This window comes from Streptomyces sp. NPDC002467, assembly GCF_042889825.1.
GTDB lineage: Bacteria > Actinomycetota > Actinomycetes > Streptomycetales > Streptomycetaceae > Streptomyces.
Genome location: NZ_JBIARJ010000004.1, coordinates 572,426 through 595,631 on the forward strand (window position 1 = coordinate 572,426; position 23,206 = coordinate 595,631).

Annotated in this window: 23 protein-coding genes and 2 pseudogenes; 17 read left to right on the forward strand and 8 right to left on the reverse strand. The window is 72.8% G+C overall.

Annotated features, from left to right (window positions below; all coding sequences use genetic code 11):
• Positions 1-55: 55 nt before the first annotated feature.
• Together ACFYYJ_RS12145 and ACFYYJ_RS12150 are read left to right on the forward strand one after the other, a co-directional pair.
• Positions 56-490 (forward strand): DUF4345 domain-containing protein, encoded by a 435-nt coding sequence (locus ACFYYJ_RS12145; RefSeq protein WP_389131368.1) that lies wholly within the window; start codon positions 56-58, stop codon positions 488-490.
• A gap of 12 nt (positions 491-502) precedes the next feature.
• Positions 503-874 (forward strand): PPOX class F420-dependent oxidoreductase, encoded by a 372-nt coding sequence (locus ACFYYJ_RS12150; protein WP_385121250.1) that lies wholly within the window; start codon positions 503-505, stop codon positions 872-874.
• Positions 875-1,076: 202 nt separating this feature from the next.
• Here ACFYYJ_RS12150 and rsgA read toward each other — a convergent pair whose 3' ends face one another.
• Complete coding sequence (gene rsgA, locus ACFYYJ_RS12155) at positions 1,077-2,186, reverse strand: ribosome small subunit-dependent GTPase A (protein ID WP_385362366.1); 1,110 nt, start codon at positions 2,184-2,186, stop codon at positions 1,077-1,079.
• Positions 2,187-2,362: 176 nt separating this feature from the next.
• Entirely contained in the window at positions 2,363-3,565 is a 1,203-nt protein-coding gene (locus tag ACFYYJ_RS12160; RefSeq protein ID WP_389131302.1) for an FAD-dependent monooxygenase, read from the reverse strand.
• A gap of 82 nt (positions 3,566-3,647) precedes the next feature.
• Between ACFYYJ_RS12160 and ACFYYJ_RS12165 the strand changes: the two genes are divergently transcribed.
• Complete coding sequence (locus ACFYYJ_RS12165) at positions 3,648-4,430, forward strand: TetR family transcriptional regulator (protein WP_389131304.1); 783 nt, start codon at positions 3,648-3,650, stop codon at positions 4,428-4,430.
• Between the two features lie 4 nt (positions 4,431-4,434).
• Here the strand turns inward: ACFYYJ_RS12165 and ACFYYJ_RS12170 are convergent, their stop codons facing one another.
• Genes ACFYYJ_RS12170 through ACFYYJ_RS12180 form a run of 3 tightly spaced genes read right to left on the reverse strand, consistent with a single transcriptional unit; the run spans position 4,435 to position 7,162 of the window.
• Positions 4,435-5,274 (reverse strand): hypothetical protein, encoded by an 840-nt coding sequence (locus ACFYYJ_RS12170; RefSeq protein WP_385121242.1) that lies wholly within the window; start codon positions 5,272-5,274, stop codon positions 4,435-4,437.
• On the reverse strand, positions 5,271-5,927 hold the full coding sequence (locus tag ACFYYJ_RS12175; RefSeq protein ID WP_384592199.1) for a LuxR C-terminal-related transcriptional regulator: 657 nt from the start codon (positions 5,925-5,927) through the stop codon (positions 5,271-5,273). Before ACFYYJ_RS12175 ends, ACFYYJ_RS12170 begins: the two co-directional genes overlap by 4 nt.
• The gene (locus ACFYYJ_RS12180; protein WP_389131308.1) at positions 5,915-7,162 is read right to left on the reverse strand and encodes a histidine kinase; all 1,248 of its coding nucleotides are present in this window, start codon (positions 7,160-7,162) and stop codon (positions 5,915-5,917) included. The genes ACFYYJ_RS12175 and ACFYYJ_RS12180 overlap by 13 nt, the downstream gene beginning before the upstream one ends.
• Positions 7,163-7,340: 178 nt before the next feature.
• On the opposite strand from ACFYYJ_RS12180, the gene ACFYYJ_RS12185 reads away from it, so the two are divergent.
• Complete coding sequence (locus tag ACFYYJ_RS12185; RefSeq protein ID WP_385121238.1) at positions 7,341-7,772, forward strand: hypothetical protein; 432 nt, start codon at positions 7,341-7,343, stop codon at positions 7,770-7,772.
• Positions 7,773-7,843: 71 nt separating this feature from the next.
• On the opposite strand, the gene ACFYYJ_RS12190 is transcribed toward ACFYYJ_RS12185, so the two are convergent.
• Positions 7,844-9,061 carry a cytochrome P450 gene (locus ACFYYJ_RS12190; protein ID WP_389131312.1) on the reverse strand — a complete coding sequence of 406 codons (1,218 nt, stop codon included), beginning with the start codon at positions 9,059-9,061 and terminating at the stop codon, positions 7,844-7,846.
• Between the two features lie 198 nt (positions 9,062-9,259).
• On the opposite strand from ACFYYJ_RS12190, the gene ACFYYJ_RS12195 reads away from it, so the two are divergent.
• On the forward strand, positions 9,260-9,658 hold the full coding sequence (locus ACFYYJ_RS12195) for a VOC family protein (RefSeq protein ID WP_385121233.1): 399 nt from the start codon (positions 9,260-9,262) through the stop codon (positions 9,656-9,658).
• Here ACFYYJ_RS12195 and ACFYYJ_RS12200 read toward each other — a convergent pair.
• Positions 9,592-10,336 (reverse strand): annotated as a pseudogene (locus ACFYYJ_RS12200) (helix-turn-helix domain-containing protein). The gene ACFYYJ_RS12195 and the pseudogene ACFYYJ_RS12200 overlap by 67 nt on opposite strands.
• A gap of 60 nt (positions 10,337-10,396) precedes the next feature.
• On the opposite strand from ACFYYJ_RS12200, the gene ACFYYJ_RS12205 reads away from it, so the two are divergent.
• Positions 10,397-11,272 (forward strand): hypothetical protein, encoded by an 876-nt coding sequence (locus ACFYYJ_RS12205; RefSeq protein WP_389131315.1) that lies wholly within the window; start codon positions 10,397-10,399, stop codon positions 11,270-11,272.
• A 45-nt stretch (positions 11,273-11,317) separates the two neighbouring features.
• Here ACFYYJ_RS12205 and ACFYYJ_RS12210 read toward each other — a convergent pair whose 3' ends face one another.
• Complete coding sequence (locus tag ACFYYJ_RS12210; protein WP_385121227.1) at positions 11,318-12,445, reverse strand: YihY/virulence factor BrkB family protein; 1,128 nt, start codon at positions 12,443-12,445, stop codon at positions 11,318-11,320.
• A gap of 17 nt (positions 12,446-12,462) precedes the next feature.
• Here ACFYYJ_RS12210 and ACFYYJ_RS12215 point away from each other — a divergent pair, with 17 nt between their 5' ends.
• From ACFYYJ_RS12215 to ACFYYJ_RS12265, 11 genes and pseudogenes are all read left to right on the forward strand, one after another.
• Entirely contained in the window at positions 12,463-14,106 is a 1,644-nt protein-coding gene (locus tag ACFYYJ_RS12215) for an acyl-CoA dehydrogenase family protein (RefSeq protein WP_389131319.1), read from the forward strand.
• 356 nt (positions 14,107-14,462) lie between these two features.
• A complete protein-coding gene (locus tag ACFYYJ_RS12220; RefSeq protein ID WP_389131371.1) occupies positions 14,463-15,746 on the forward strand; it encodes a GAF domain-containing protein in 1,284 nt (427 codons plus the stop codon).
• Positions 15,747-15,759: 13 nt separating this feature from the next.
• On the forward strand, positions 15,760-16,329 hold the full coding sequence (locus ACFYYJ_RS12225) for a GNAT family N-acetyltransferase (protein ID WP_385121221.1): 570 nt from the start codon (positions 15,760-15,762) through the stop codon (positions 16,327-16,329).
• A 629-nt stretch (positions 16,330-16,958) separates the two neighbouring features.
• Positions 16,959-17,042, forward strand: a complete 84-nt coding sequence (locus ACFYYJ_RS12230; RefSeq protein ID WP_310942095.1) for a putative leader peptide — start codon at positions 16,959-16,961, stop codon at positions 17,040-17,042.
• Positions 17,043-17,280: 238 nt separating this feature from the next.
• Positions 17,281-18,990 (forward strand): nitrite/sulfite reductase, encoded by a 1,710-nt coding sequence (locus tag ACFYYJ_RS12235; protein WP_385362385.1) that lies wholly within the window; start codon positions 17,281-17,283, stop codon positions 18,988-18,990.
• Complete coding sequence (locus ACFYYJ_RS12240; protein ID WP_007267254.1) at positions 18,987-19,166, forward strand: hypothetical protein; 180 nt, start codon at positions 18,987-18,989, stop codon at positions 19,164-19,166. The genes ACFYYJ_RS12235 and ACFYYJ_RS12240 overlap by 4 nt, the downstream gene beginning before the upstream one ends.
• Entirely contained in the window at positions 19,163-19,876 is a 714-nt protein-coding gene (locus ACFYYJ_RS12245; protein WP_385362387.1) for a phosphoadenylyl-sulfate reductase, read from the forward strand. Before ACFYYJ_RS12240 ends, ACFYYJ_RS12245 begins: the two co-directional genes overlap by 4 nt.
• Before the next feature lie 35 nt (positions 19,877-19,911).
• Positions 19,912-20,457 carry an adenylyl-sulfate kinase gene (cysC, locus tag ACFYYJ_RS12250; RefSeq protein ID WP_385121213.1) on the forward strand — a complete coding sequence of 182 codons (546 nt, stop codon included), beginning with the start codon at positions 19,912-19,914 and terminating at the stop codon, positions 20,455-20,457.
• The gene (gene cysD / locus ACFYYJ_RS12255) at positions 20,454-21,395 is read left to right on the forward strand and encodes a sulfate adenylyltransferase subunit CysD (RefSeq protein ID WP_385121211.1); all 942 of its coding nucleotides are present in this window, start codon (positions 20,454-20,456) and stop codon (positions 21,393-21,395) included. The genes cysC and cysD overlap by 4 nt, the downstream gene beginning before the upstream one ends.
• A 2-nt stretch (positions 21,396-21,397) precedes the next feature.
• Entirely contained in the window at positions 21,398-22,747 is a 1,350-nt protein-coding gene (locus ACFYYJ_RS12260) for a sulfate adenylyltransferase subunit 1 (protein WP_385121209.1), read from the forward strand.
• A gap of 224 nt (positions 22,748-22,971) precedes the next feature.
• Positions 22,972-23,206, forward strand: a pseudogene (locus tag ACFYYJ_RS12265) (sulfate ABC transporter substrate-binding protein); the annotation flags it as partial.

Here is a 23,206-nt window from a genome sequence, read left to right on the forward strand (position 1 = left end):
GTGCGGTAGTAGACACGGGTCTACTTTGCAGGGGGAGGGAGACGGCACCATGACCATGACCAAGGCCAAAGCTCTCGAATGGCTCGTACTGGCGATGGGCGGTGCGTGCCTGGCGATCGGGCTCGCGCACGTGGCCCTGGGGAACGCGGCGGTGCCGGGCGCGGGCGGGGCCGGTGCGACGGTCGACAGCCTCGGCCGCTTCCTGGGCGCGACGTTCGCGGGCTACGGCCTGGCCTGGCTGTGGGCGGGCCGCCGGTCGCCGATCCCGGCGGGCGTGGTCCGGTGGCTGGCCGGGGTGTTCCTGCTGGGCGCGGCGGGGCGGCTGCTGTCCCTGGCCGTCCACGGGTGGCCGCACGGGTTCCAGGTGGTGCTCATGGTCATCGAGCTGGTGCTGCCGCCGGTGTACTTCTGGCTGGCGGACGCCGACGAGAAGGCGGCCGGGACCTCGGACCTAGGGCCGCGGCCCGATGCGGTGGGCGGGCGCGCCTGAGAAGCTCTCGGCATGAGGGACTTCGACGGTTTCAGCGAGGCGGAGCAGGCATACCTCCGCTCCCAGCACCTGGGCCGGCTGGCCACGGTGGACGCGGCGGGACAGCCACAGGTGAACCCGGTGGGGTTCTTCCCGCAGGACGACGGGACGATCCTGGTCGGCGGAATGGCGATGGGGGCGTCGAAGAAGTGGCGCAACCTGCGGGGCAATGCGCGGTTGGCGCTGGTGGTCGACGACCTGGTGAGCACCCGGCCGTGGCGGGTGCGCGGGATCGAGATCCGGGGCCGGGCGGAGCTGGAGGTGGGCCCGCACGGGCTCGGCCCCCACTTCAGCCCGGAGGTGATCCGGATCCGTCCGGAACGGGTCCACACGTGGGGGCTGTGACGGGTCCCTCCCCGGGGGTGCCGGGGAGGCCGCTGCGCGGAGCGGTCCCCTACCCGCCCTTCCACCGTTCCCCGGGGCTCCTCCCCGGGGAACGGTCCTCAAACGCCGGACGGGCTGGAACATCCAGCGCCCCGCCGGCGTTTGAGGCGCGGGGTCCGGTGCGGAGCCCCGGGGAGCGGCGCCGAGACCGGTACCGGTACGGTCAGGCCCGGCCGCCCCGCTTCGCGGCGTAGTTCGCGCGGCCCTCCGCCGACTTGAGGCGCCAGTCACGGCTGATCTCCGCCCGCATCCGCGCGTCCGTCTTCGCGACGATCCGCCGGTTCTCCCGCAGCAGCTTGCGGTAGCTCTCCAGCCGGCGTTCCGACAGCGCCCCCGAGTCCACCGCGGCCAGCACCTCGCAGCCCGGCTCCGCATCGTGCGCGCAGTCCTGGAAGCGGCACTGTTCCGCGTACTCCTCGATCTCCGAGAAGACCTGCCCGACCCCCGCCTCGGCGTCCCACAGTCCGACGCCCCGCAGCCCGGGGGTGTCGATCAGTACGCCGCCGCCCGGCAGGGCGAGCAGGTTGCGGGTGGTGGTCGTGTGGCGGCCCTTGCCGTCGACCTCGCGGGCCGCCTGGACCTCCATGACCTCGTCGCCGAGCAGCGCGTTGGCCAGCGTGGACTTCCCGGCGCCCGAGATGCCCAGGAGCACGCTCGTGCCGCTGCCGACGACCGCGGCCAGGACGTCCATGCCCTCCCCGGTCAGGGAGGAGACCGTCAGCACCTGGACCCCGGGCGCGGTGGCTTCCACGTCCTGGACCAGGTGTGCGAGCGCCACCGGGTCCGGGACCAGGTCCGCCTTGGTGAGGACGACCAGCGGCTGTGCCCCCGACTCCCAGGCGAGCGCCAGGAAGCGCTCGATGCGCCCGAGGTCGAGTTCCACGGCCAGTGATACGGCGATGATCGCGTGGTCGACGTTGGCTGCGAGGATCTGCCCCTCGGACCGCTGCGAGGAGGTGGAGCGCACGAAGGCGGTCCGGCGCGGCAGGTACGCCTTCACGTAGCGCGGATTGCCGCCCGCCTCCACCGCGGCCCAGTCACCGGTGCAGATGACCCGGAGCGGGTCGTGCGGGGTGACGAAGGCGGTGTCGGCGCGGACGACGCCGTCCGCGGTCATGACGTCGCACTGGCCGCGGTCGACCCGTACGACCCGGCCGGGCAGGAGTCCCCGCTCGGCGTAGGGGGTGAACTCGGCCGCCCAGGCGTCGTCCCAGCCGAGGGGAGCGAGGGCGTGCGAGAAGGCGGAAGACTGCGGGAAAGAAGAGAAAGACAAGGGGAACCCTTCACAGGGTGGCCCCGGCAGCGCGCACCCGCCCGCTCGATGGCGGCGCGGCGCGTGAAAAGAGGTGTGAGGTCAGCCGGAGACCACGGAAGTGACATTGATGGCCTTCTGAGTGCGGGCAGCGCCCTGCGTGACGACAGTCATCAATGAACTCACCTCCGGATCGATCACGTGCTGGATGTGCCCCCGTCCGTCCTCGGCGGGAACTGCCCCACCGTAACAAGGCCCCTCGCGCCGTTGCCAATTCTTTTTCCGGCCGACCACGCCCGGCTCGCCAGGTCCCGCGCGACGATCCCCGTGCGCGTCGCCGGGACCAGCATGGCCGCGGCCCGCTCCACCCCGCGCTGCTTGGGTTCCACGAGGGTGCGGTGGCGCCGCTCGTAGCGGCGGAAGGCGGCCGCGTGGTCCTCGGGGCTCGCCGCCAGTTCCTCGGCCAGGGTGTGGGCGCCCGCCATGGCCAGGGTGCTGCCGTCCCCGAACAGGGACACCGAGGAGGCCGCGTCCCCGAGCAGTGTGACGCGGCCGTGCGACCACCGGTCCATGCGCACCTTGCCGACGGCGTCGAAGTACAGGTCCCGGGCGGCCCGTACACGGTCCAGCAGTTCGGGGATCCGCCAGCCGCCCCCCTCGTACGCGTCGAGGAGCAGCCGCTTGTGGCCGTCGGTGTCCCGGTGGTCCGACTCCGGTACGGGGGCGGAGCGGTAGGCGAAGAAGGCGAGGGAGTCGCCGCGGCGGGGGTGTACGGCGGCCATCCGACCGGGGGTGTTGTGCGCGACGACGGTGCGGGGCCGGGGCGCGGGGATGCCGAGGGGCAGGGTGGCGACGTAGAGGCCGGCATGGGTGACGAACCGGCTCTCGGGCCCGAAGACCAGCCCGCGGACGCCCGAGTGGTGGCCGTCCGCGCCGATGACGAGGCCGAAGCGGCGCGGTGGCGCGTGCCGGAAGGTGACGTCCGCTCCGTGCTCGTCCTGCTCGATGGCGGTGATGGAGTCGCCGAAGAGGAACTCGGCGTGCGGGGCCGCCTGTCGGTGGAGGATCGCGGCGAGGTCGCCCCGGCCGATCTCGATGTCGCGGGCGCCCGCGGCCACGCCGGTGACCGCACTCAGGGGGAGTCCGCCCGTGCGCCGCCCCGCGGCGTCGACGAACCACAGGTCCGTCACATCGGTGCCCGCCTCGCGCAACCGTTCGGCGATGCCCATCCGTTCGGCGACCTCCACCGCCGGTCCCCGGACGTCCACGGGGCTGCCGCTGGAGCGGACGCCCGTCGCGAGTTCCACCACGGTCGGCCGGAAGCCGTGCCGGGCCAGCCAGTAGGCCAGCGTCGGGCCGGCGATCCCGGCTCCGGAGATCAGTACGGTCCTGTCGTCCACGACATCCCCTCCTGCTTACCGTCGGTCAGGCGTGACTGTAGGCATCTGTCCACAACTCAGGCAAGGAGATACGGTGTTCGGCGTGAAACGCGCTGAGAACAGTAATTCCGAGACGGATTACGAGACATTGGTTCATGAGACGTCGCGGACGCGGCGGCGGATCCTGGGCGCCTCCATGGAGCTGTTCGGGGTCCGTGGATTCCACGAGACCTCGCTGCGGGAGATCGCGGAGCGGGTCGGCGTCACCAAGGCCGCGGTGCTCTACCACTTCCCCGGCAAGGTCGACATCCTGGGCGCGCTCGTGGAGCCGATGCTGGGCGATCTCGCGGCGGCGATGGCGAACGCCGCCGCCGCGGGGCCGGGACGGGCCCGCTGGGCGGCCATCGAGGGGATGCTCGACGTGTGGCTGAAGCACCGCTACCTGCTCCGGCTGAACCTCCAGGACATGGCCCTGGCCACCCCCGGGCCCGCCTTCGCGCGCTTCCGGGACGCCATGCTGCGGGCCAACGCGCTGGTGGCCGGGGCCGATCCCGGTCTGGCGGAGCGGGTGCGGGCCGCGCAGGCCGTGGCGATGCTCTCGGACCCGGTGCTGCTGTTCGCCGACGCCCCGGTCGAGGCGCTGCGCGCGGCCGTGTTGGACGGCGTGCACCGCCTCCTGGACGGTACGGCCGAGCCGGCCGCCGAGCCCCCGGCGCCGCCCCGGAGCCGTCGGGGGCGGCCCGCCGCGATGAGCACGGCCATGATCGAGACCGCGCGCCGCATGCACGCCGCCGGGAGCGGTGCCGCACTGATCGCCGCCGCCCTGGGGGTCTCCCGCGCCACGGTCTACCGGCACCTGCCGCCGGCGGACCCGTCGGCGTCGTGAGCGGTCACGGCCCGTACAGGGCCTGTGCTCGGCCCGAGCCCGCTTCCATGTCGAGGGTCCTCGGTGAGGTTCCGTCGCGGAGGCCGTCCGGGACCTCGCAGCGGCCGCTGCCGGCCTCGCAGGTGGTGCGGAACGTGGTCGCCACGGGCACGACGACGGCCAGGCGGCCGGAACCGACCTTGCCGACGACCTGCTCCGGCGGGGCGATGGCGGTGACCGCGGCGCGGCCCGAGCCGACCCGGACGTCGATCTGGGGTGAGGTGAGGTCGGCGGCGGTCAGGCGGCCCGAGTCCACCCTCGCGCGCAGGGCTCCGCGCAGGCCGTTGATCTCCAGACGGCCGGAGTCGACCTCCGCGTCGACGGTTCCGCCCAGGCCCGTCAGGGACACCCGGCCGGAGCGGGCCGTCACCTTCACGGGGATCCCGGCGGGCACGGTCACCGCCAGCTTGACCGAGCAGCCGGCGGCGACGACCCGCCAGGAGTCGGCGCCGGGGCAGTGTGGGGTCAGCCGCAGGGCGTCGCCGAGCCGGCTGGTCTCGACGGAGGGCCTGCCGACCGACCAGGCGACCTCGGCCCGGTAGCCGACCTGCCGGTCCCCGCGGGGGGTGACGGTGATGTCGGCGTCGCCGCCCAGGATCTCCAGCGCGCTCACCGGGCGGCCGTCGCCGCCGCCCGCCAGGACTTCGCTGCGTACGGCTCCGAGCGACCACGTCTGCCAGGCGGTCGGCAGCAGCACCAGGAGGGTCCCGAGCAGCGCCACCGCGATCCAGGTCCGGCGGTGCCTGCGCCGTGGCCGGCCGGTCGGCCGCGGGTCCGCGGCGTCCGGCGCGTCGGACGCCGTCACGGCGTGCCGTCCAGGAAGCGCAGGACGGCGAGGACCCGGCGGTGGTCGCCGTCGGCCGGCGGCAGGTCGAGCTTGGTGAAGATGCTGTTGATGTGTTTGGCCACCGCGCTCTCGCTGACGACGAGTTCGGTGGCGATGCCCGCGTTGGAACGGCCCTCCGCCATCAGGGCGAGGACCTCCCGCTCGCGCGGGGTGAGCCGCTCCAGGGGGTCCGGGCCGCCACCGCGGCGCAGCAGGAGCTGGGCGACGACCTGGGGGTCGAGAGCGGTGCCGCCGGCGGCGACGCGGCGCAGCGCGTCGACGAACTCCTCGACGTCGGCCACCCGTTGCTTGAGCAGGTAGCCGATGCCGGCGCCGCTGCGGGTGGCCAGCAGATCGGCGGCGTAGCGTTCCTCCACGAACTGGGAGAGCAGCAGCACGGCGGTGTCGGGGTACTGACGGCGGATCACCAGAGCGGCGCGTACCCCCTCGTCGGTGAAGCCCGGTGGCATCCGTACGTCGACCAGGGCCAGTTGGGGGCGGTGTTCCTCGACGGCGGCGAGCAGCGACTCGGCGTCGCCGGTCTCGGCGGCCACGTCGAACCCGGCCATGTCGAGGACTTTGACGAGTCCCACGCGCAGCAGGACGGAGTCCTCGGCGATCACGGCGCGCACGGCAGCTCCACGGTGATGTCGGTCGGTCCCCCGATGGGACTGGTGATCTTGATGGTTCCGTCGACCGACCCTACGCGCTTGCGCAGGCCCACCAGGCCGGTGCCGTGCGCCGGATCGGCTCCGCCGACCCCGTCGTCGGTGACGGTGATGCGCAGTCGCTCGCCGGTCCGGCCCCCGGCGCGCTCCACGCGCACCGAACAGTGGGCGGCGCGGGCGTGTTTGGCGACGTTGGCCAGGGCCTCGGACACCACGAAGTAGGCGACGGCCTCCACGGTGGGGCCCGGCCGGGTGCCCATGTCCACGGTCAGCTCGACGGGGAACGGGGCCCGGGCCGCGATCCCGGAGAGCGCCGCGTCCAGCCCGCGGTCCTCCAGTACGGCCGGGTGCAGGCCCCGTACCAGGTTGCTCAGCTCCTCGATTGCCTCCTTGGCCTCGCGGTGGGCCTCGTCGATGACGGCCCTGGCCTCGGGCGGCAGGTCGGTCAGGGTGGCGCGGGCGATGCCCAGGTTCATGGCGAGTGCGACGAGGCGCTGCTGGGCTCCGTCGTGCAGGTCCCTTTCGATGCGGCGGCGTTCGAGGTCCGCCGCGTCCAGGACGCCGGCCCTGCTCTCGGCGAGGTCCTCGACGCGGCGCTCCAACTCGCGGGAACGGTTGGGGCCGAGGAGGGCGGCCGCCGCGAAGGCGTCGACACGGGTGGTGAGCGCGGCCAGCCAGGGTGCGCAGAGCAGCAGGAGGACACCGGCCACGGTGATCAGCTCGGGGCTCAGGCTCCGGTCCGGGTACGGCAGGGCCCAGTCCCACGCGTACAGGGTGGTGCCCGCGACACCGGCGCCCCAGGCCAGCACCACCAGCGCACCGGCCGCCGCGACGAGCGGGCTGACGACGAGGTGGTAGCCGTACTGGCGCCAGGTCGCCTCGGAGCGCATCCGTTCGAGGAGCCCGCGCGGTCTCCACCAGCGCTCCTCGCGCGCCACCTCGGGCACGTCGAGGTCGAGCAGGGTCCAGAAGCGGCTGCGCTGGAGGGTGGTGAGCAGCGGGCTGAGGGCGAACAGCAGGAGGAGCGCGACGGGGCTGTGCCCGGGCGGTACGACCGCGTACGCCAGGGCGAGGAGCGCGGGCAGCGCCACCGGGATCGCGGCCGCGGTGAAGGCGGTGTTGCGCCGGGCCCACGCCGACCACGGTGCGTGCGCCGCGGTCCAGGTGTACGTACGCCTCAGCGCGCCGCGAAGTGCCATGCCCCGTACGGTAATCGCACTGGTCGGAGGGTTGCCATCACGCCGGCACCCGGGTGGGGGTGTACCTGGCACCACCCCCGGTTCGGACGGTGGTGCTACTGATCTTCGCGGTCCGGCGGACGAGGCTGGGGGCGTGCCCGGCGGACGGACCGCCGGACCGTGAGGAGACCCGGAAGCCATGACGCTCGTCGCCCCGCAGTTCCGCACCCGGCAGCTCGGCGCCCGCCCCTTCCCCGGCCGCCGGCGCGCGCCCCGCCTCGCGACGGTGCTCACGGGGGCGGGGATGGCGCTGGTCCCGTGGATGCTCGTCCTGGCGAAGACCCTGCCGCAGACCACCGAGGTCTCCAACTGGTCCACGGCGTGGATCGGCCTGGACCTGATGCTGGCCGCCGGGCTGACCGGCACCGGGGCCCTGCTGCGCAAACGCGACCCCCGGGCCTCGCCGGTGGCCGCCGCGACGGCCGCGCTGCTGGTGATGGACGCCTGGTTCGACGTGACGACCTCGGCCGGGACCTCCGAGCAGGGGACGGCCCTGCTGCTGGCGTTGGCGGCCGAGCTTCCGCTGGCGGCTGCGTGCGCCGTGGCGGCCGCGCGCCGGGCGCCGCACTGAGAGCGCGGCCAGGCCGTCCCTTCCGGATCTCGCCTGGCCCGCGCCGCCCGGCAAGATCCGAAAGAGACGACCTAACCGAAGCGCACCGGCAGGTGTTTGATGCCGTTGATGAAGTCCGAGCGCAGTCGGCGCACTTCACCGGCCAGGACGAAGTCGGGGTGGCGCAGCAGCAGTTCGCGGACGAGCGCCTTGATCTGCGTACGGGCCAGGCCCGCGCCGAGACAGAAGTGGGGGCCGCCTCCGCCGAAGGCGAGGTGCTCGTTCGGGGTGCGACGGATGTCGAAGGTGAAGGGGGCCTCGAAGACGTCCTCGTCCCGGTTGGCGGAGGTGTAGTACGTGACCACCTTCTGACCGGCGGCGATCGGGCGGCCGCGCAGGACGGTGTCGCGGGTGGCGGTGCGCCGGAAGTTGTGGATCGATCCGCCCCACCGGAGGAACTCCTCCGTGGCCGAGTTCCACAGCGCCTCGTCCTGCGGGGACGCGGCGAGTTCGGCGCGGGCGCCGGGGTGTCCGGCGAGGGCCAGCACGGTGTGGGAGAGCAGGTTGCGCGTGGTCTCGTTGCCCGCGACGCAGAGCAGCACGAAGAACATGTTGATCTCGTGCTGCGTGAGGCGGTCGCCGCCCACCTCCGCGTGGACCAGGGTCGAGAGGATGTCCTCGCGCGGGTGCGCCCGCCGCTGCGCGGTCAGGGCGTCGCAGTAGGCGTAGATCTCGGCGGCCGCGAGGTCGCTGTCGTGCTTGCCCGCCGAGAGCTCCGGGTCCTGGGCGCCGGCCATCCGGTTGCTCCAGTCGAAGATCAGCCGTTCGTCGCCGGCCGGTATGCCGACCATCTCGCAGATCGTCTGGATCGGCAGCCACGCCGCGACCTCGTCCACGAAGTCCATGTCCCGGCCGGGGGTGACGGCCCTCTCCACCAGCGCGGCCGCCCGTTCGCCGATCCGGACGGCGAGCCGGCGCACGACCCGGGGCGTGAATCCGGCACTGACCAGCGCGCGGTAGCGGGAGTGGCGGGGCGCGTCCATGCCGAGCAGGACCAGGCGCAGGGACTCCAGGGACTCGGGGCTCTGGTCGCGGACCATGAAGGAGCCGAGTTCCGTGGACCAGAGCTCCGGGTCGCGGCTGACCGCCTTGACGTCGGCGTGCCGGGTGACGGCGTAGAAGCCCTCGTGGGGGCCGGGCATCTCGTGCCAGTGCACGGGGTCCTCGCGGCGCAGCCGGGTGAACTGCTCGTGCGGGACCTCGCGGGACCAGGTGTCCTCGAGCAGGTCGACTTCGCCGGCGGGGATCATGCGTCGCGTCCCTTCGGTAGGGCTCCGAGGGCCTCCACGACGAGCTGCCGGGGAGGCCGCGGGGCGGTGGCACGGGACCGCCCGGGACTCGGATCGGCTTCCCCGTACACGTTGCCCATCGAACTGACGGTCCGTCAATCCTCGACCCGTGTCCGATTCGTTCAAGACTCCCCGGCCGGCCGGTCCTAGCCTGGCCCCATGACTCCTCGACTCGACATGATCGGCATCGTCGTCTCCGACATGGCCGCCTCGCTCGCCTTCTACCGCCGCCTCGGCCTGGAGATCCCCGCCGACGCCGACGGGGAGCCGCACGTCGAGGCCGCGGGTCCCGGCGGGTTGCGGATCGGCTGGGACACGGAGGCGACCATGCGGTCCTTCGACCCGTCGTGGACCCGCCCCGACGGCGACGGCCGCGTGGGACTGGCATTCCTGTGCGACTCACCCGCCGAGGTGGACGCGGTATACGCCGAGTTGACGGAGGCCGGATACACCGGGCACCTCAAGCCCTGGGACGCCTTCTGGGGCCAGCGCTACGCCGTGGTCCTCGACCCGGACGGCTGCGGGGTCTCGCTCTTCGCGCCGGCCGGTCCGGCGTAGGCGCTCAGCGTCGTCCCGGCCGGCGCTCACCTCCCCGGCGAGGTGCGCCTGGTCGGCGTAGCCGGCGATGTGGGCGACCTCGGCGTACGCCGTCCCCGAGCGGGCCAGGGCCAGGGCGTGCCGCAGCCGCAGGATCCGGCCGAGGGTGCGGGGCCCGTACCCGAAAACGTCGAGGGAGCGCCGGTGCAGCCGCCGCTCCCCCACGCCGAGCGCGGCCGCGATCCCGGCCACCGTCTCCCCCGCGCGGAGCCGGGCCGTCACCTCGGCGGCGAAGCCGTCGGGCGCCCCCGCCCCGGCCGCGCGGGCGGCGGCCACCGCTTCGAGCCCCGCTCGGGGGTCCCCGTACCCCGCCACCAGCCCCGTCAGGCGCCGGACCTCCGGCCGGGGCCACAGGTCGGCGAGGTCGACGCGCCGGTCGCGCAGCACGTGCGCCGGTACGCCGAGCAGCGCGGGCGCGGCCCCGGGTGCGAACCGGATCCCGGCGAAGGCCCGCCCCGAGACCTCCCCGGCGGGGTGCGGTCCGGTGTCGGGCTCGGCGACCAGCAGCCGCCCGTCCACCCAGAGCAGGTCCATGCACCCGTCGGGCAGCACGACACCGCCGCCCCCGGCCCGCCACAACACGGCCCCGGGCACGGCCCGCGACGGCGCTTCCTGGTACGTCCCTCCACACCAGGCCATCCCCGGAGATCAGCGGGCGGTAAGGTCTCCGCATCCGTTGGCACCAGGGGGAGTTGAGAAGTGACGGACACAGTCGGGCAGCCCGATCCGGGGAGAGTTCCGCCGAGGCCGACCGAGCCGCCGAGCCCACCGCCGTACGCGCCGTACACCACCCCCGCGCCGGCCCCCGCGCCCTCCGGCCACCCGCCGCGCTGGGCCTGGTGGGTCATCGGGATCGTCGTCCCGGTGGTGGGGACGGTGGCGACGCTGTTCGCCACCTCGGCGAAGAACGACACCGCGACGCCGTCCGGCGCGAGCGGCGCGGCCACCGCGACGGCCGGCCCGTCGTCGCCGCAACCCTCCCCGTCGGCCTCCTCCCCCTCGCCGTCGGGGTCCGGGACGAAGGTCGCACCCCTGCCCGGTCCGTCCTCGGCTTCTCCCAGTCCGTCGGGCAGCGGTCCGGATCTGACGGCCCCCGCCGGCTACCAGACCCAGCAGGGCCGGTGGGGCATCGCGCCTCCACCGTGCGGGGAGACACAGCTGGTCGACCTGGACGCCGGGGTGTCCACCTCCGTGAAGGTGCAGTCCACGGGGAAGGGGGCCACGGCGGAACAGACCGCCGCCATGGAGCTGGAGTACCGGCCGGAGTCCTTCGGTTGCGGGAACACCGGCGACGCGCCGACGTACGTGAAGCTGATGACGACCACCGGCCGGCAGGTCGGGGTGCTGCGCGCGGGACAGGCCCAGACCTTCGAGAACTGCCGGGCGGCCGCGGGAACAGGCTTCGGGCCCGTGCAGCTCGGCGGCTCCGACGCCCAGGGACGCGGCATCGTGAAGGGCGCCGCCCTGTGCTCCGTCACCGACCGGGGCTCCGTGGCCATGGCCCTCGTCGAGGAGACCAGCAAGGAGTACAGCCCGACGGTGAGCGGCCGGCTCGTCGTCTGGTCCAAGGGCTGAGCACTGAGCGGCCCGGGACCCGGCCGGGCCTGCGGTCCTGGCCGCTCAGTGCTTGCGCAGGCGCGAGGAGTAGTCCTCCGGCGGCAGGAACTTCGACCAGCGCTCGGGGAACTCCGACGGCATGGCGCCACCGTCCTCGTCGTCCTCCGATTCGCCCTCGGCCAGGGCCCGCCAGGCGGCGGCCCGCGCGATCAGCTGGGCGGCTTCCGCTTCCCGGGCCCGCTCGTTCGCCTCGCGCGCCGCGGCCGTGGCCACCGAGGGCCAGACCCGGTCGATGGCTGCGTTGACCGCGGCGCCCACCAGCACGGCGAAGGCGGAGATGCCGATCCACAGCAGCACCGCCACGGGGGCGGCCAGGGAGCCGTAGATCGTGGGGCCCTCCACCGTGTTCGTGAGGTAGATGCGCAGCAGGAACGAGCCCAGCACCCACATCGCCAGGGCGACCAGCGCGCCCGGCACGTCCTCGATCCACGGCGAGCGCACCGGCACCGACACGTGGTAGAGCGTCGTCAGGAAGACGATGGACAGCAGGGTGACCGTCGGCCAGTAGAGGATCGCGATCACGTCCGTGCCCCAGGGCACCAGCCGCACCACCGCGTCGGGCCCCACCACCATCAGCGGCAGCACGATGGCCCCGATCAGCAGCGCGACCACGTACAGCAGGAAGGCCAGCAGCCGGGTCTTGACGATGCCGCGCTGCCCGTCGAGGCCGTACATCACGGTGATGGTGTCGATGAAGACGTTGACGGCGCGCGAACCCGACCACAGGGCGATGGCGAAGCCGAGGGAGATCAGGTCCGGGCGGCCGCTCCTGGTGACGTCGTCCAGCATCGGTCTCGCGATCTCGTTGACGCCCCGGTCCGAGAGGACGGTGCCGACCGCGTTCAGGATGTTCTCCTCGATGCTCTGCACCGACTGGGTGTTCGTCCAGCCGTCCACGTAGCCGAGCAGGCCCAGCAGGCCGAGGAAGAGCGGCGGCAGCGAGAGGAGCGTGAAGAAGGCCGCCTCGGCCGCGAGCCCGAGGATCCGGTACTCGATGCACGAATTGACGGTGTCCTTCAGCAGCAGCCAGCCCATCTTCCGCTTCGACACGTTGCGGTAGAGGGCGCGGGCCCGGTGGAGCCGTCCCGGGCGTCCCGGGATCCGCTCGAAGCTTTCTTTTGCTGGCTGCACGTCCTTACGGTATCCGCATGGCAGCCACCACCCACACAGTCACCAACCAGGCCCCGCCCCTCGTGGGCCACGACGTCTACGGAGGCGACCGGGCGCTCACCGAGGGCGTCGAGCGCCACCTCGCCTCCGCGGAGCCCGAACTCCTCGCCGAGGTACGGGAGGAGCTCACCGCGCTCGGGCGGGCCGCCGGCTCGGCGCAGGCCCAGGAGTGGGGTGCGCAGGCGAACGAGAACCCTCCGAAGCTGCGCACGCACGACCGGTACGGCAACCGGATCGACGAGGTGGAGTTCCACCCGGCCTGGCACCGGCTGCTCGGGCACGCCGTGACCTCCGGGCTCACCGACGCCTGGGGCCGCCCGGCCGGGCACCTGCGCCGCGCCGCCGGGTTCTTCGTCTGGTCACAGGCCGAGGCGGGTCACGGCTGCCCGGTCTCGATGACGCACGCCGCCGTCCCGGCGCTGCGGACCGACCCGGAGCTCGCGGCCGAGTGGGAGCCCCGGCTGACCTCGCACGTGTACGAGGAGGGGCTGCGGCCGGCCGCCGAGAAGGGCGGGGTGCTCTTCGGCATGGGGATGACGGAGAAGCAGGGCGGCAGCGACGTACGGGCGAACACGACGGCGGCGAAGCCCCTGGACGCGTCCGGCGAGTACCTGCTGACCGGGCACAAGTGGTTCTGCTCGGCCCCGATGAGCGACGGGTTCCTGGTCCTGGGGCAGGCTCCGGGCGGGCTGAGCTGCTTCCTGGTGCCGCGAGTGCTGCCGGACGGGACGCGCAACGCGTTCGCGATCCAACGGCTGAAGGACAAGCTGGGCAACAAGTCGAACGCGTCGAGCGAGGTGGAGTTCGACGGGACCTGGGCGCGGCGGGTCGGCGAGGAGGGCCGGGGGGTCCGAACCATCATCGAGATGGTCGCGGCGACCCGGCTGGACTGCGCGATCGGCTCGGCCTCGCTGATGCGGCAGGCGCTCACGCAGGCCGTTCACCATGCGGAGCACCGCTCCGCTTTCGGAGCGCCGCTCATCAAGCAGCCGCTGATGCGCAACGTGCTCGCGGACCTCGCCCTGGAGTCGGAGGCGGCCACCACCCTCGTGCTGCGCCTCGCGGCCGCCTACGACGCGACCACCGAACAGGAGAAGGCCTTCCTGCGCCTCGCGGTGCCCGTGGCGAAGTACTGGGTGACCAAGCGCTGTACGCCGATGGTGGCGGAGGCCTTGGAGTGCCTGGGCGGCAACGGCTACGTCGAGGAGTCCGGGCTCCCGCGGCTGCTGCGCGAGTCCCCGCTGAACTCCGTCTGGGAGGGCTCGGGCAACGTCCAGGCCCTCGACGTGCTCCGCGCCCTCCAGCGCGAGCCTCAGGCCCTCGCCGCCTTCCTCCAGGAGATCGGCCTGGCCCGGGGCGCCGACCACCGGCTGGATTCGGCCATCAAGGACCTCCTCACTGAGCTCGCCGACCTGGAGGGGATCGAGGCCCGGGCCCGCCGGGTCGTGGAGCGCATGGCGCTCGTGCTCCAGGGTTCGCTGCTGGTGAGGTGGGCGCCGCCCGAGGTGGCGGACGCCTTCTGCGCCTCCCGGCTGGGAGGCGACTGGGGCGCGGCCTTCGGCACGCTGCCGCACGGCCTCGCCCTCGGCGCGGTCGTGGAACGGGCGCGGATCGCGGGCTAGGAGGGAGCCGCCGGGCTCCCGCGTACGGTCCCCAAACCGTTCCGAGCCGGGATCCGGGCCCGTTGACCGGAACCAGAGGTGGCGCCGCGCCGACTCGGCGCCACCTCTGGTCCGGGAGAGCCCCGAGGAGGAGCTGCCACGCCGTCTGGCGGCGTCCGGACAGTTTCGGTCGACCGAACGGGACTTGGCGAGAGTTGCACGGGGTTGCAACCCTTGGTGCGACAGTCGTCCTTCGGGTGCCGGGGGAAACGGCGGCCCGGGACCACGGGCGGCTCGCTCGGCAGAACCTGTTCGACGGGGAGGTTCCGGTGGTGAATACCACGGGCGGCGCGGTCGACGCCGCACGCATCTCGGCCATGGACGCGCGGGAGGCCGCACGTCTGCTCAAGGGGGTACGGGAGGCCGCGCTGGCCGGGGCCAGGCCGCCGGCCCCGCCGAGACCGGAGATCGCGGAGTCCTGGCGCCGGATGATGGCCGGCGGGGTGCATCCGGACCGGGACGCGCGCTCGCGGATGCTCTCGGTCGCCGAGACCGAGGAGCGGCGGCACGGCTCGCCGCTGCGGGAGATCCTGCCGGTGCTCAGGGAAGGGCTGCTGCCGGCCCTGGACGAGGCCCTGCACATCATGGTCGTCGCCGACGCGGACGGGCGGCTGCTGTGGCGGGAGGGCCACTCCTCCATCCTGCGCAAGGCGGACCGGCTCGGCTTCGCGGTGGGGGCCGACTGGGACGAGGCCGTGGTCGGCACCAACGGGGTCGGCACGGCGCTCGTGGCCCGGCGGCCCGTGCAGGTGTTCTCGGCGGAGCACTTCGTCTCCAGCCACCACGAGTGGACCTGCGCGGGGGCGCCCGTACGGGACCCGCGCGACGGGCGCCTGCTGGGCGTGGTCGACGTCAGCGGGCCGCTGGCCACCATGCACCCGGCGACCCTGGCGTGGGTGAGTTCGGTGGCCCGGCTCGCGGAGCGGGAGCTGCGGGTCCGGCACCTGGAATCGCTGGAGCGGCTGCGGGCGGTGGCCGCGCCGCTGCTGGCCCGGCTGCCGGGGCGGGCGCTGGCCGTCGACCCGCACGGCTGGACGGCCGCCGTCACGGGCATCGTGCCTGCGGAGCGGATCCCGCTGCCGAAGGACTTCGGGCCGGGCCGGGTGTGGGTGCCGCAGCTCGGCGGCTGCGTGGTGGAGCCACTGCCCGGCGGCTGGCTGCTGCGGATCGCGGAGGACCGTACGAAGACCGCCGCCACCCGGGTCGCCCTCGACCTCGGCCGGGCGGGTGCCGCCTGCTCGGCGACGGTGTACGGGGCCGCCGGGAGCTGGACGCAGGAGCTGAGCCCCCGCCACGCGGAGCTGCTGTTCCTGCTGGCGGAGAACCCGCGCGGGTGCTCCGCGGCGGAGCTGGCGGCGGAGCTGTTCGGGGATCCCACCCGTACGGTGACGGTACGGGCGGAGATGTCCCGGGTACGCCGTCACCTGGCGGGCGTGCTGACCCACCGGCCGTACCGCTTCGCGCCGGACGTGGAAGTGGAGCTGATCCGTCCGCAGGACCCGGCCGCGCTGCTCCCGCACTCCACGGCGCCGTCGGTGATCCGGGCGCGGCTGGGAAGAAAGGGGGCCGAAGGTCCCTCCGTCGAGGGCTGGGGGATGTGATTCCCTGAGGTGCATGAGCACCGTCACCCTCACCACCTGGTCCCTCGAAATGAACGCGCCGGACGATCTGGTCGAAGCCGTCGTCCCGGGTTCCGAGATCACCGTCTCACGGTCGGAAGTCCCCTCCCCGGAGTTCAGCCGTTTCCTCTACGCCTCCGTGGGCGGCGACATCCACTGGACGGACCGGCTCGGTCTGACCCGCGCGCAGTGGGTGGAGCACCTCGGGAGGCCCGGGGTGGAGACGTGGGTGGCGTACGACCGCGGAACGCCGGCCGGGTACGTGGAACTCGACCCGCAGGACGACGGCGTGGTGGAGATCGTGTACTTCGGCCTGCTCCCCGACTTCCGGGGCCGCCGGATAGGCGGGCACCTGCTGTCGGTGGGCGTCGCCCGGGCGTGGGACCTGGCGTCCCGCTGGCCGGACCGGGAACCGACCCGACGGGTCTGGCTCCACACGTGCAGCGAGGACGGCCCCACGGCGATGGACAACTACCGGCGCCGCGGCTTCAAGGTCTTCGACACGGAGACCTCCGAGAAGGTCCCCACCCCGACCCCGGGTCCGTGGCCGGGCTCGGGGGTCTAGCCACAGCAGTACCCCGACGACGGGCCCGCCGGTCGGGAGGGCGGTCGTGACGCCTCCGATCGCCACGTTCCGCTCGGGCTCCTCCTCCGAGGGCCTGCGGCGGCCGGACCGGTAGGTCCGGGACTCGCCCGGCTCGTCGTCTCCCGTCCGCCCGGGGCCGTCCTCCCCCGCCGCGGCCTGCTCGTCGACACCGAGGGCGGCCAGGTGCGGCGACAGCCGGGAGACCTGACCGGTGCGCCCGACCGCGTCCCGCACCAGCTGCTCCAGCAGTGTGCGGGCGCCGAGCGGTCTGCGAGCCGGGTAGGCGAGGAGGGCCCGGGCGACGAGGGGACGGGGTCGAGGGGGTCCCCGGCCTCGCGGTCCGCCTCCGGGAGCCCCGCCGTCCCCAGGGCCGGCGGTGCGGGAACGAGTACCTCCGGTGTCATGCCGTCGCCCTCGTGAGCTCGGACACCGCCGTTGCGGTGTCCTCGGCTTTCAGGGAGCCTGGGGGCCGTTTCCTTGCGTCCGGCTTTCCGGCGAGGAGCCGTCCGGGGAGTGACCCCCGTCACTCGTCCCACGATCCGGGACGACTTCGTCCGGATAATGGACACTAGTGGACTCCTCCAATCGCCCCATGACACGCTTCCGTCATGAATGGAGCTGGAATTGCCTTGGTGAGTCGGCGGCACGTCGACCTCGGCCGCATGTCCAGCGCCATCTGTCCGGCGTGCTGACGGAACCAGCAACCGCCGCACATCGCCGCAATCCCGGCATCGTCGCCGTGGAAGCGTCGGTCATCGCCGCCCCTTGAAGGCCGAACACCGCCCCGCCCTGCCCGCCGGTCACCCCGGCGAAGGCGCGGCGATCAGCCGCACCCGCTCAGCGTCGTCAGAGTCTGTGCCGGGGCCACTCCATTACCACCCCCTGCTCTCCTGCCCTCCGCCCTGAGCCGCCGAAGAAGGACGTACCGCCATGGCCGCCACCCCCGAAACGCCCGCAGCCGCAGCTCCCGCAGCCGCCGCGCGCCGCAAGACCGGTCGTCACCGCGGTGAGGGCCAGTGGGCCGTCGGACACCACACCCCCCTCAACGGCAACGAGCAGTTCAAGAAGGACGACGACGGTCTCAATGTGCGGACGCGCATCGAGAACATCTACTCCAAGGCGGGCTTCGACTCGATCGACCCCAACGACCTGCGCGGCCGTATGCGCTGGTGGGGCCTCTACACCCAGCGCAAGCCCGGAATCGACGGCGGCAAGACCGCGATCCTGGAGCCGGAGGAGCTGGACGACAAGTACTTCATGCTGCGCGTCCGCATCGACGGCGGCCGGCTGACCACCGAGCAGCTCCGCGTCATCGGCGAGATCTCGGAGGAGTTCGCGCGCGGCACCGCCGACCTCACCGACCGCCAGAACGTGCAGTACCACTGGATCCGGATCGAGGACGTCCCGGAGATCTGGCGCCGCCTGGAGGCCGTCGGCCTGTCCACCACCGAGGCCTGCGGTGACACGCCCCGTGTCATCCTCGGTTCGCCCGTGGCCGGCATCGCCCAGGACGAGATCATCGACGGCACCCCCGCCATCGACGAGATCTACCGCCGCATCGTCGGCAACAAGGACTTCTCGAACCTGCCCCGCAAGTTCAAGTCCGCGATCTCCGGCTCGCCGCTGCTCGACGTGGCGCACGAGATCAACGACATCGCGTTCGTGGGCGTGAACCACCCCGAGCACGGCCCCGGCTTCGACGTCTGGGTCGGCGGCGGTCTCTCGACCAACCCCAAGCTCGGTGTCCGCCTCGGCACCTGGGTCTCGCTCGACGAGGTCCCGGACGTGTACGAGGGCGTCATCTCGATCTTCCGCGACTACGGCTACCGGCGCCTGCGCACCCGCGCCCGCCTGAAGTTCCTCGTCGCCGACTGGGGTCCGGCCAAGTTCCGCCAGGTCCTGGAGGACGAGTACCTGAAGCGCAAGCTGACCGACGGCCCCGCGCCCGAGCAGCCCAGCGGCCAGTGGCGCGACCACGTCGGCGTCCACCAGCAGCAGGACGGCAAGTTCTACGTCGGCTTCGCGCCCCGCGTCGGCCGCGTCGACGGCGCCACCCTGACCAAGATCGCGGACATCGCCGAGCAGCACGGCTCCGGCCGCCTGCGCACCACCGCCGAGCAGAAGATGATCGTCCTCGACATCGAGGCCGACAAGGTCGACTCGGTCGTCGAGGCCCTGGAGGCGCTGGACCTGCGGGTCAAGCCGTCCCCGTTCCGCCGCGGCACGATGGCCTGCACCGGCATCGAGTTCTGCAAGCTGGCCATCGTCGAGACCAAGGGCCGTGGCGCCTCGCTGATCGACGAGCTGGAGCGCCGCCTGCCGGACTTCGCCGAGCCGCTCACCATCAACATCAACGGCTGCCCGAACGCCTGCGCCCGTATCCAGGTGGCGGACATCGGTCTCAAGGGCCAGCTGGTCCTGGACGACGACGGCAACCAGGTGGAGGGCTACCAGGTCCACCTGGGCGGCGCCCTCGGCCTGGAGGCCGGCTTCGGCCGCAAGGTCCGCGGCCTCAAGGTCACCTCGGCCGGTCTGCCGGACTACGTCGAGCGGGTCGTCACGCGCTTCGAGGAGCAGCGCGAGGACGGCGAGCGCTTCGCCGCCTGGGTCGGCCGCGCCAAGGACGAGGACCTCTCGTGAGCGAGCGCGCCGCACCGTTCTACTGCCCGTACTGCGGCGACGAGGACCTGTTTCCGAACGAGACGGGCCACGGCGCCTGGGAATGCAGGGCCTGCAACCGAGCCTTCCAGCTGAAGTACCTCGGGCTGCTGGCCCGGGGCGTTCAGTCCGACACCGCTGGAGGGGACGAGATATGACCACGACTCAAGACGTGAGTCTCAAGGCCGCGGAACTCAAGGCACTGGCCGAGCAGGCGGGCCGGGACCTGGAGGACGCCTCCGCGCTGGAGATCCTCACCTGGGCGGCCGAGACCTTCGGCAAGAAGTTCGCCGTGACCTCCTCCATGGAGGACGCGGTCGTCGCCCACCTGGCCTCCCGGGCGATGCCCGGCGTGGACGTGGTCTTCCTCGACACCGGCTACCACTTCGAGGAGACCATCGGCACCCGTGACGCGGTCGAGGCCGTGATGGACGTCAACGTCATCACGCTCACCCCGCGCCAGACGGTGGCCGAGCAGGACGCGCAGTACGGCCCGAAGCTGCACGACCGCGACCCCGACCTGTGCTGCGCGCTGCGCAAGGTCAAGCCCCTCGAAGAGGGCCTGACCGCGTACACGGCGTGGGCGACGGGCCTGCGCCGCGACGAGTCCCCGACCCGGGCCAACACCCCGGTGGTCGGCTGGGACGAGAAGCGGCAGAAGGTCAAGATCTCGCCCATCGCCCGCTGGACCCAGGACGACGTCGACGCGTACGTCGCCGAGCACGGCGTGCTCACCAACCCGCTGCTGATGGACGGTTACGCCTCCGTCGGCTGCGCCCCCTGCACCCGCCGCGTGGCGGAGGGCGAGGACGCGCGGGCCGGCCGCTGGGCCGGGCGGGGCAAGACCGAGTGCGGACTGCACGGCTGATGACGACCAGCGAAGAACCTACGGAGACAGAGCAGATGAGCGTGAGCGACCACGGCGCCACCGTATGGCTGACCGGGCTGCCGAGCGCGGGCAAGACCACCATCGCCTACGCGCTGGCCGAGCGGCTGCGCGCCGAGGGCCACCGCGTGGAGGTGCTCGACGGTGACGAGATCCGCGAGTTCCTCTCCGCCGGACTGGGCTTCAGCCGCGAGGACCGGCACACCAACGTGCAGCGGATCGGCTTCGTCGCCGAGCTGCTCGCGAGCAACGGCGTCAAGGCGCTGGTGCCGGTGATCGCGCCGTTCGCGGACAGCCGCGAGGCCGTCCGGAAGCGCCACGCGGGCACCGGGACGAACTACCTCGAAGTGCACGTGGCCACCCCGGTCGAGGTGTGCTCCGAGCGTGACGTGAAGGGCCTGTACGCCAAGCAGGCGGCGGGCGAGATCTCCGGTCTGACCGGGGTCGACGACCCGTACGAGGCGCCGGCTTCCCCGGACCTCCGTATCGAGTCGCACACGCAGACCGTGCAGGAGTCGGCTTCGGCCCTGCACGCGCTGCTCACCGAGAGGGGTCTGGCATGACCACCGCCGCACACGTGCACGCCGAGTCCGACGCCGACGCGCCCTACGCGCTGTCGCACCTCGACGCCCTCGAGTCCGAGGCCGTGCACATCTTCCGCGAGGTGGCGGGCGAGTTCGAGAAGCCGGTGATCCTGTTCTCCGGCGGCAAGGACTCCATCGTCATGCTGCACCTGGCGCTGAAGGCGTTCGCGCCGGCGCCGGTGCCCTTCTCGCTGCTCCACGTCGACACCGGGCACAACTTCCCCGAGGTCATCGAGTACCGCGACCGCACGGTCGCCGAGCACGGCCTGCGCCTGCACGTGGCGTCCGTCCAGGACTACATCGACGCGGGCAAGCTGCGCGAGCGCCCGGACGGCACCCGCAACCCGCTGCAGACCGTCCCGCTGACCGAGGCGATCCAGCAGCTGAAGTTCGACGCCGTCTTCGGCGGCGGCCGCCGCGACGAGGAGAAGGCCCGCGCCAAGGAGCGCGTCTTCTCCCTGCGCGACGAGTTCTCCCAGTGGGACCCGCGCCGGCAGCGCCCCGAGCTGTGGCAGCTCTACAACGGCCGCCACGCCCCGGGCGAGCACGTGCGCGTCTTCCCGCTCTCGAACTGGACCGAGCTGGACGTCTGGCAGTACATCGCCCGCGAGGGCATCGAGCTGCCCGAGATCTACTTCGCCCACGAGCGCGAGGTCTTCCTGCGCAACGGCATGTGGCTGACCGCCGGCGAGTGGGGCGGCCCGAAGGAGGACGAGACGCCCGAGACGCGTCTCATCCGCTACCGCACCGTCGGTGACATGTCCTGCACCGGTGCCGTCGACTCCGACGCCGCCACGCTGGACGCCGTGATCGCCGAAATCGCCGTCTCCCGCCTCACCGAGCGGGGCGCGACCCGCGCCGACGACAAGATGTCCGAGGCCGCGATGGAAGACCGCAAGCGCGAAGGGTACTTCTAGAAATGACCAGCACCACCGAGCAGTTCGCCGATGTGTCGGCGACCACCCTGCTGCGCTTCGCGACCGCCGGTTCCGTCGACGACGGCAAGTCCACCCTGGTGGGCCGCCTGCTGCACGACTCCAAGTCGGTGCTGACGGACCAGATGGAGGCCGTCGAGGCGGTCTCCCAGGCCCGCGGCCAGGAAGCCCCCGACCTCGCGCTGCTCACCGACGGCCTGCGGGCCGAGCGTGAGCAGGGCATCACCATCGACGTCGCGTACCGCTACTTCGCCACCGCGCGCCGCCGGTTCATCCTCGCGGACACCCCGGGGCACGTGCAGTACACCCGGAACATGGTCACCGGCGCCTCCACCGCCGACCTGGCCGTGGTCCTGGTCGACGCCCGCAACGGCGTGATCGAGCAGACCCGCCGGCACGCCGCCGTCGCGGCGCTGCTGCGCGTCCCCCACGTGGTCCTGGCCGTCAACAAGATGGACCTCGTCGGCTACCAGGAGTCCGTCTTCGCGGCCATCGCCGAGGAGTTCACGGCGTACGCCTCGGACCTGGGCGTCCCGGAGATCACCGCGATCCCGATCTCGGCGCTGGCCGGTGACAACGTGGTGGACCCGTCCGCGAACATGGACTGGTACGGCGGCCCGACGGTGCTGGAGCACCTGGAGACCGTGCCCGTCAGCCACGACCTCACCGCCTGCCCGGCACGCTTCCCGGTGCAGTACGTGATCCGTCCGCAGTCCGCCGAGCACCCCGACTACCGCGGTTACGCGGGCCAGATCGCCTCCGGCGTACTGCGCGTCGGCGAAGCCGTGACCGTGCTGCCCTCGGGCCGTACGAGCACGATCGTGGGCATCGACGCGCTCGGCGAGAGCGTGGACATCGCCTGGGCCCCGCAGTCGGTGACGCTGCGTCTGGCGGACGACATCGACATCTCGCGCGGCGACCTGATCGCGCCGTCGGCGAGCGCCCCGGCCACCACGCAGGACGTCGAGGCGACGGTCTGCCACGTGGCCGACCAGCCGCTGGCCGTGGGTGCGCGCGTGCTGATCAAGCACACGACCCGTACGGTCAAGGCCATCGTCAAGGAGATCCCCTCGCGGCTGACCCTGGACGACCTGTCCCAGCACCCGAACCCCGGGCAGCTGGTGGCCAACGACATCGGCCGCGTCGTCGTCCGCACCGCCGAGCCGCTCGCGCTCGACGCGTACGCCGACTCGCGCCGCACCGGTTCCTTCCTGCTGATCGACCCCGCCGACGGCACCACGCTGGCGGCGGGCATGGCGGGCGAGTCCTTCGCCTCCAAGGACCGGGCGGCCGACGAGGCGGCCGAGGCCGACGAAGACGGCTGGGACTTCTAGGTCATGCCCGCCGATCTCTATGCGACCTTCGCCAAGGAGGGCGGCCGCGTGGGCAGCGGCGCCCTCGGCAGCGGCCAGGGAGGGGTGTCGCGATGTGCGCGATGACCCCATTGCCGGCGGCATCCCGCCTTCGCGCCCTCACCCCCCACCTGCCGTACCCGCCTTTGCTCCATGAACGAAGACGTGCGTCATGAGATGACCACGTCGCGAGAGGAAGTCCTCCCGTGCCTGCCATCCGCAACACCAGCAAGACCCTGCGCCGCGGCCTCGCCGCCGCGGCCGCCCTGCCGCTGCTGATCGGCGTCCTCGCCTCCTGCGGCTACGGGTCCCAGGCCGAGGAGAAGCAGGCGAACGTGGCCGCCGGCGGCAAGAAGCTGTCGGCCTCGGAGGTCCGGATCGGGTACTTCCCGAACCTGACGCACGCGACCGCGCTGGTCGGTCTGCAGGAGGGCCTGATCC